Genomic DNA, 7,643 nt, shown 5'->3' on the forward strand with positions numbered 1-7,643 from the left:
GGTCGGGGTGGCGGCGCAGCAGGAAGGCCTGCTGCCGATCGGCCAGAACGCCTGCCTGTTGCAACATCAGGTCGCCTACCACGGCTATGAGGGGCTGGCGCTGAACCACGACGAGCGCGAGCGGCTGGTCGCGGACCTGGGCGACAAGCCACTGATGCTTCTGCGTAACCACGGGACGCTGGCGGTCGGACAGACGGCAGCGGCGGCCTGGACCGGGATGTTCTTCCTGGAGCGGGCTTGCGCCCAGCAGGTGGCGGCACTGTCGGGGGGGCGCGAGCATGTGCTGATCGCGCCGGACGCGGCCCAGGCGGAGACGAAGGAACAGGGGCGGGGGATATCCTTCATCTCCTCTCTCGCATGGCCGGGCGCATTGCGGATGCTGGACCGGAAATCCCCGGGCTACGACTCTTGAGATATCGCGCCGCGCTCCTGATCGGTGCGGCGCTGTCGATTCCCCCGACTGCGACCCTGGCCGGGGCGTGGACCCAACCGAAGGGCAAGGCCCAGGTTATCGTCAAGGCCGAACGGATGGTCGCCGACGATGCGTTCGATCCCGACGGCGAACGCCTGCCCCTGCCGGTTGAACGCCGCGACCAGTCCCTCGGTGTGTTCGCCGAGTACGGCCTGACCGATCGACTTACGGTCCAGGTCAAGGGCGACTGGCAGGACGGCGAGGACCAGTTCGTCGACTATCAGGGCCGGGGACCGCTGGAGGTCGCGCTGATCTGGCAGGCCTGGCGCGACGACCGGACGGCGGTCAGCGTGCAGGCGGGCTATTCCTCGGCCGGTGACGGGCGCAACGCAGGCTATGCCGCGCCGGGTGTCGGCGAGGATGACTGGGAGGTCCGGACCTCCGCAGGGCGATCCTTCGGCGGGGCGAAGAGCGGCCCGTTTTGGTTCGACCGCAGTTTCGTGGAAGTCCAGGCCGCGCGACGGTTCCGGGACGGCCTGCCCAACGAGGTCCGCGCCGACGCCACCATCGGTGCCCACATCGGCGAGCGGTGGCTTATCCTGGGGCAGGCCTATGCGGGCGCCGTGGATGACGATGGCGCGCGCTGGCTTTCGCTGGAGACATCCGTTGTCCGTCACCTTGGCCCCTGGAGCCTGCAGGCCGGATGGCGAGAAACCGCGGCGGGGCGTGAGACGCCGCTGGGGAGGGGTCTGGTCCTGGCGATCTGGCGACGCTTCTGATCTGAACTTGCGACGTTTTGGCTCGACGGAATAGGCAACTCTCGCCGTTACACAGACTTGAGTTGCCACGACCGCGACAGGCGCTATGCCGACGCCCAGTTGTTCGGAGAGTCTACCGCGTGATCAAACGCCACTTTTTCCTCGTCGCTGCCGCGTGCCTGATCGGGCTGATGGTTCTTGCTGTGATCTTCCGCGTCGCCTTTGCGGGGGATGAGCAAGAGAAGGGCGGGCCGGGAGGCCGCGGTGGTGGCCGAGGCCAGCAGGTCGCGGAGGCGACCGTCATCAGCCGACCCTTCAGCGACACTATCCGGGTTCTAGGCGTTGCGCGTGGCAATCGGTCGGTCAACATCACCTCCTCGACAACCGAACTGATCACCGCTGTGCTCTTCCGGGACGGCCAGAGAGTATCGGCGGGAACCCCGCTGGTTCAGCTTCAGGCGCGCGAGGAAGACGCCGGCATCATCGAGGCCCGGGCCCAGGTGACGCAGGCCGAGCGGGAATACGAACGTTACCGCGTCCTGGCCGAACGCGGCGTGGCTCCTCGGGTCACGGCAGAACAGGCGCAGACCGCGCTGGAGACCGCGCGGGCGTCGCTGAATGCGGCCGAGGCGCGACGCGGTGACCGGATGATCCGGGCCCCCTTCGCCGGAGTTCTGGGCCTGTCGACGGTGACCGCCGGGACGCTGATCAACCCCGGTGCCGTGATCACGACCCTGGACGATACCTCGACCATTCGCGTCGATTTCCCGGTGCCCGAGCGCTATCTGGGCGTGCTGAGGGCCGGCCTGCCCATCACCGCGACGGCGGACGCTTATGGCGACGAGCCCTTCCAGGGGCGGATCGCCCTTGTCGATACGCGCATCAATGAGGCGACGCGTGCCGTGATCGCCCGTGCCGAGTTCGCCAATCCCGGCGGACGGATCCGCCCCGGAATGCTGGTTCGCGTCGCGATCCAGGAAGGCCAGCGGCAATCGTCGGCGGTGCCCGAGGCTGCGATCCAGTATGAGGGGGAGGGTGCCTTCGTCTATCGCATCGCCGGTGGTGAGAGTGGTTCAACCGCGCAGCGGGTCGAGGTCGAGACCGGGGCGGTGGAGAACGGCTTCGTGGAAATCGTTTCCGGCCTGAGGGTCGGGGAGAAGATCGTCGGGTCGGGTCTGAACCGGATCCAGCCCAATTCGCCAGTGACCGTCGCCCGGGCGAGCCAGGCGGGCCCGGCGCGCGCAGGTGCTGCTCCGACGCAAGTCGCCCCGGCCCAGGGCACCGCCCGATGATGATTTCGGATCTGTCGGTCCGACGCCCGGTCTTCGCGGCCGTCGCGGCCATCGTGCTGTGCGTCGTGGGGCTGGCCGCGTTCTTCTTCACGCCGGTTCGCGAGTTGCCGGACGTCGATCCCCCGACGGTGTCGGTCTCGACCAGCTATGCCGGGGCTTCGGCGGAAGTGATTGAGAGCCGGATCACCGAACCGATCGAGCAACAGCTGGCCGGTATCCAGGGCGTCGAGCGGATCAACTCGACCAGCCGTGACGGCCGATCCAACGTCACGGTCGAGTTCGCTCTGGACCGGGACATCGACGTCGCGGCCAACGACGTGCGCGACCGGGTCTCTCGCGCCCAGGGTGCCCTGCCGGATCAGGCTGATCCCCCTCAGATCGCCAAGGCCGACGCCGACTCCCAGCCGATCATGGTGCTGTTCTTCCGTTCCGACGCGATGAACCGGCTCGAGCTCACTGACTATGCCGATCGATATCTTGTCGATCAGCTGGCCACGGTACCGGGCGTCGCGACGGTCCAGATCTATGGCGAGCAGCGCTATTCGATGCGCATCTGGCTGGACGCCAATGCGCTCGGTGCTCGGGGTCTGACGGTTTCGGACGTCGAATCGGCCCTGACGACCCAGAACGTCGAGTTGCCTGCGGGCGCGCTGGAGTCCACCGCCAAGGATTACACGGTGCGCGTGGCGCGCAACTACGCGCGGGCCGAGGATTTCGCCCAGCTGCCGATCGGGAACACCGGATCGGCCTCGGTGGCGTCCGGCAGCGGCGCGGCCCTGGCCGCCACCAGCACGGGTGCGACCGCGACCGGCGCGCTGCAGCCCGTCGCCAACTATGTGACACGTCTGGGCGACGTGGCGCGGGTGGTCGAGGCACCGGAGGAGGATCGCCGGCTGTTCCGAGGCAATGGTCTGGACCAGATCGGCCTGGCCGTGACACGCCAGTCCCAGGCCAACGACCTGGAAATCTCTGACGGCGTGAAGGCCCTCATTGAACAGGTCCGGCCGAGTTTGCCGCAGGGTACGGAACTGGTGGTCGGGTCCGACAACTCGGTGTTCACCTCGCACGCGATCGACGAGGTCTGGATCACCATCGGCATTTCGATGGCCCTGGTGGCTCTGGTCAACTTCATCTTCCTGGGCAGTCTGCGGGCGGCGATCATTCCGTCGGTGGTAGCCCCCATCTGTCTGCTGGCGACGTTCATCGTGCTGGCACCCCTCGGGTTCTCGTTGAACCTGCTGACCCTTCTGGCGCTGGTGCTGGCGATCGGCCTGGTGGTCGACGATGCCATCGTGGTGGTCGAGAACATCCAGCGTCGCCTTGACCAGGGCGAGCCACCGCTGGTCGCCGCCGAACGCGGCACCCGTCAGGTCTTCTTCGCGGTCATCGCGACGACGCTGGTTCTGCTGGCGGTTTTCGCGCCGCTGCTGTTCCTGCCGGGATACGTCGGCCGGCTGTTCGTCGAGCTGGCAGCGGCGATCGCGGCGGCCATCGCCTTCTCGGCCTTCCTGGCTCTGTCACTCACGCCGATGATGGCGTCCAAGATCCTGCGTCCGGCGCATGGGGGCGGCTGGTTGGCGCGTCGGGTCGACGGTGCGATGGACAAGCTGAAGAACTCCTACGAGAACTCGCTGAGTGCCATGGTCGGCAAGCGGGCGGCGGTCATCGCGGTTGCCCTGGTCGTGGTCGGCGTCGCCGGCGGGGCGGGGGCGATGTTCCTGACCCTGCCCAACGAACTGGTCCCGGCCGAGGATCGGGGCCGGGTGCAGGTCCGGGTCCAGGGACCGGAAGGGGCCGGCTTCAACTATACGCGCGACATCATGCTGGGGCTGGAGCCGATCCTTGCCGAGTACAAGGCGTCTGGCGAGGTCGAGAGCTATCTGATCTCGGCCCCCGGCTTCGGCGGCGGCACCTTCAACTCCGGCAACGCCAATCTGTCGCTGGTCGACTGGTCCAAACGTGAGCGATCGGCCGATGAGATTGCACAGGAACTGAACGGCAAGCTGCGCAACCAGACGGGTGCCCAGGTCAATGCCTCGACGCCAGGGGCTTTCCAGCGTGGCGGTGGCAACTCCAACTCTATCGAGATGATCGTGACGGGTGCCGAGTATCCCGAAATCTATCGCTGGCTCCAGCCCGTGCTGGCGGCGGCGCTCGAGAATCCGGGTCTGTCGCGGCCGCGATTGAACTATGAGCCGAACTCGCCACGCCTGCTGGTCGATGTCGATCCGCAAAAGGCGGCGGCGCTGGGGGTGTCGTCCCAGGAAATCGGCCGAACGCTGGAAACCATGTTCGGATCTCGCCGCGCAACCACCTATCTGAAGGGCGGCCAGGAGTATGACGTCATCCTGCAGACCGAACGGGCCAACCGGTCCAACGTCAGCGATCTGGAGGCCCTGTACGTCAGTTCGGGGGGCGGGACGCTCGTTCCGCTGTCTTCGGTCGTGCAGACCGAGGTGACCGGGGATACGCCGGACCGCCGCCGCCTGGATCGCCAGCGCGCCATCACGATCAGCGCCGACCTCAATCCCGGCACGACGATCGCCGATGCCGTGATCTTCTTCGACGATCTCGCGGCCAAGCAGCCGCAGGGCGTGGTCAACGTCCAGTACGGCGGCGCGGCGCGCGATCAGCAAGAGGCGGGCAATGCCGTCGGCATCGCCTTCGGATTCGCCCTGTTGCTCGTGTTCCTGGCCCTGGCTGCGCAGTTCGAGAGCTGGATCACCCCGGCGGTCATCATGCTGACGGTGCCGCTGGCGGCGGCGGGCGGGCTGTTCGGGCTGTTCATGGCGGGGTCCAGCCTGAACATCTATTCCCAGATCGGACTGATCATCCTGATCGGCATCGCGGCCAAGAACGGCATTCTGATCGTGGAGTTCGCCAACCAGCTGCGCGACCAGGGCCGGTCGATCAAGGAGGCCATCACCGAGAGCTCGGCCCTGCGTCTGCGTCCGATCATCATGACCTCGATCGCCACGGCGTTCGGAGCCCTGCCTCTGGCCCTGTGGCAGGGCGCGGGCGCCGGCAGTCGCCAGACGATCGGCGTGGTGATCTTCACCGGCGCGATCTTCGCCACGATCCTGACCCTCTTCGTGGTGCCGGTGATCTATGGGGCACTGGCGCGGTTCACGAAGTCACCTGAATCGACCGCACGCAAGATCGAGGAATGGGAAGCGCAGGAACTGACGGGATCGGGGTCTCCGGCACCGGCCGAGTGACCGTCGTCCCGCGGGCAAGCCGAGGTCAGCGCGCCGCACCCTCGACGCTCAGGTAGGCCACTACGTCCCGTCGGTCGGTGGCGTCCAGCAGGCCGGGGAAGGTCATCTTGTTGCCGGCCAGGAAGGTGCGCGGGTTCTCGAGCCAGTGCTCGACCTTGTCACCGTCCCAGGTGAAGCCGGCCGACTTCAGGGCCGGCGAATAGTTGAACCCCGGATGGGTCCCGGCGACCCGGCCGATGACGCCGTTCAGGTTGGGGCCGGTCATGTTCGAGCCGCCCTGGACGACGGTGTGGCAGGAGCGGCAGCGAGCGAAGACGGCGCGCCCGTTCTCCAGATCAGCCTGGGCATAGGGTGCGGGCAGGGCGGCCAGCAGGGTCGCACGCTCGGCGTCGGTCAAGGGCGGCGGGGGCGGCGCAGCAGGCGGGCCTGAGGGTTCGCCCGACCCACAGGCGGTCATCAGGACCGCGGCCGAAATCGATAAAACCAGTTTCCGCATCGTCGCCTCTCGTGCCATCGCTGCGGTGATAGCCGAACCGCGCGACCATGCAACGCGGCGTATGGCTCTGGACGGGAGACTATCGCACCTGATAATCACCCGCAGGAAGGCGACGAGGCTTCGGCGGGTCGCATACGGATCAGTTGAATGAATAACGTCATCAGGCTGAGCGAGGCCCGCGTCGGCCAGCGCGGCGTCATCACCGAAGTCGGCAAGCACTGCCATCATCAGGCCGAGGATGTCGAGCTGGAGCGACGGCTGCTGGAACTCGGCTTCGTCGAGGGCGCGCAGGTCGAGCTGATCCATGAAGGCCTGTTCGGGCGTGATCCGATCGCCATCAAGGTCGATGACATGCGGGTGGCCCTCAGGCGCCGTGAGGCCGCCAGCCTGACCGTCGACTTCGGCGCAGACGCCGTCGTGGAAGCCGCCGAGTAATGGATATTGCCCTTCGCGCCGCCAGGGTGGCCCTGGTCGGCAATCCGAACTCGGGCAAGACCGCCCTGTTCAACGCCCTGACCGGAGCCCACCAGAAGGTCGCCAACTACGCCGGTGTCACTGTCGAGCGGAAGGAAGGCTTTATCCGTTCGCCCTCGGGTCGTTCGCTGTCGGTGCTGGACCTGCCCGGCACCTATTCCCTGCGCGCGCGTAGCCCCGACGAGGAAGTCACGCGCGATGCCGTCCTGGGGCGTCTGGCCGGGGAGCCCGCGCCCGACGTGGTGATCTGCGTCGCCGATGCGACCAACCTCAGGCTCGTGCTGCGGCTGGCGCTGGAATTGCGTCAGGTCGGGCGTCCGATGGTGCTGGCACTCAACATGTACGACATCGCCCAGCGTCAGGGGCTGCGGATCGACCTTGAGCGGCTGAAAGCCGAACTTGGCGTCCCGATCGTGACCACGGTGGCGACGCGGCGGCGCGGGATCGACGATCTGGTCGCCCAGGTGGAAACGTTGGCGCTGACCTCGGCCATGACGTCGCCCGAAGGCGAGGGGGCATGGCGCGCGCCGGACGCGACCGAAATCCGGTCCGCGCACCGCGAGGCCGAGCGGATCATGAAGGCTTGCGTCCGGCCGCCCGAAAGGCCCGACACCCTGACCGGCAAGATCGACGGTGTGCTGCTGCATCCGGTCGGGGGGCTGGTGATCCTGGCTGCCCTGCTGTTCGTGATGTTCCAGGCTGTGTTCGCCTGGGCCACCCCCGCCATGGATCTGATCGAGGCGGGGTTCGGGTTGCTGGGCGCGGGCGTGTCTGCGGTGGTGCCGGACACAGGGTCGGTCTGGCCGCTGGTCCAGAGTTTGATCGTAGACGGGTTGATCGCGGGCGTGGGGGGCGTGCTGGTCTTCCTGCCCCAGATCATCATCCTGTTCGCCTTCATCATCCTGCTGGAAGACTTCGGCTATATGGCCCGCGCGGCTTTCCTGATGGACCGGATCATGGGCGGGGCGGGGCTGCATGGGCGGGCCTTCATCC

General features: G+C 67.3%; 7 protein-coding genes. 6 read left to right on the forward strand and 1 reads right to left on the reverse strand.

Going from position 1 to position 7,643, the window contains the following annotated elements; all coding sequences use genetic code 11:
- The 4 genes from JHC99_RS15920 to JHC99_RS15935 form a co-directional block, all read left to right on the forward strand.
- On the forward strand, positions 1-412 hold a 412-nt coding region (locus JHC99_RS15920; protein ID WP_292155499.1), incomplete at its 5' end, for a class II aldolase/adducin family protein.
- Positions 409-1,191 (forward strand): hypothetical protein, encoded by a 783-nt coding sequence (locus JHC99_RS15925; protein WP_292155501.1) that lies wholly within the window; start codon positions 409-411, stop codon positions 1,189-1,191. The genes JHC99_RS15920 and JHC99_RS15925, both read left to right, overlap by 4 nt.
- A 119-nt stretch (positions 1,192-1,310) precedes the next feature.
- The gene (locus JHC99_RS15930; protein WP_292155503.1) at positions 1,311-2,462 is read left to right on the forward strand and encodes an efflux RND transporter periplasmic adaptor subunit; all 1,152 of its coding nucleotides are present in this window, start codon (positions 1,311-1,313) and stop codon (positions 2,460-2,462) included.
- On the forward strand, positions 2,462-5,680 hold the full coding sequence (locus tag JHC99_RS15935) for an efflux RND transporter permease subunit (protein WP_292155511.1): 3,219 nt from the start codon (positions 2,462-2,464) through the stop codon (positions 5,678-5,680). Before JHC99_RS15930 ends, JHC99_RS15935 begins: the two co-directional genes overlap by 1 nt.
- Before the next feature lie 25 nt (positions 5,681-5,705).
- Here the strand turns inward: JHC99_RS15935 and JHC99_RS15940 are convergent, their stop codons facing one another.
- Positions 5,706-6,176 (reverse strand): cytochrome c family protein, encoded by a 471-nt coding sequence (locus JHC99_RS15940; protein WP_292155505.1) that lies wholly within the window; start codon positions 6,174-6,176, stop codon positions 5,706-5,708.
- 147 nt (positions 6,177-6,323) lie between these two features.
- Between JHC99_RS15940 and JHC99_RS15945 the strand changes: the two genes are divergently transcribed.
- The gene (locus JHC99_RS15945) at positions 6,324-6,611 is read left to right on the forward strand and encodes a FeoA family protein (RefSeq protein ID WP_292155507.1); all 288 of its coding nucleotides are present in this window, start codon (positions 6,324-6,326) and stop codon (positions 6,609-6,611) included.
- The coding region (locus JHC99_RS15950) for a ferrous iron transporter B (RefSeq protein ID WP_292155509.1) at positions 6,611-7,643 on the forward strand (1,033 nt) is incomplete at its 3' end. The genes JHC99_RS15945 and JHC99_RS15950, both read left to right, overlap by 1 nt.

Source organism: Brevundimonas sp. (assembly GCF_016463485.1).
GTDB lineage: Bacteria > Pseudomonadota > Alphaproteobacteria > Caulobacterales > Caulobacteraceae > Brevundimonas.

Coding starts and splice junctions, on each gene's coding strand:
- JHC99_RS15940 (WP_292155505.1), bottom strand. CDS start 6,176: ATGCGGAAACTGGTTTTATCGATTTCGGCCGCGGTCCTGATGACCGCC.
- JHC99_RS15935 (WP_292155511.1), top strand. CDS start 2,462: ATGATTTCGGATCTGTCGGTCCGACGCCCGGTCTTCGCGGCCGTCGCG.
- JHC99_RS15945 (WP_292155507.1), top strand. CDS start 6,324: ATGAATAACGTCATCAGGCTGAGCGAGGCCCGCGTCGGCCAGCGCGGC.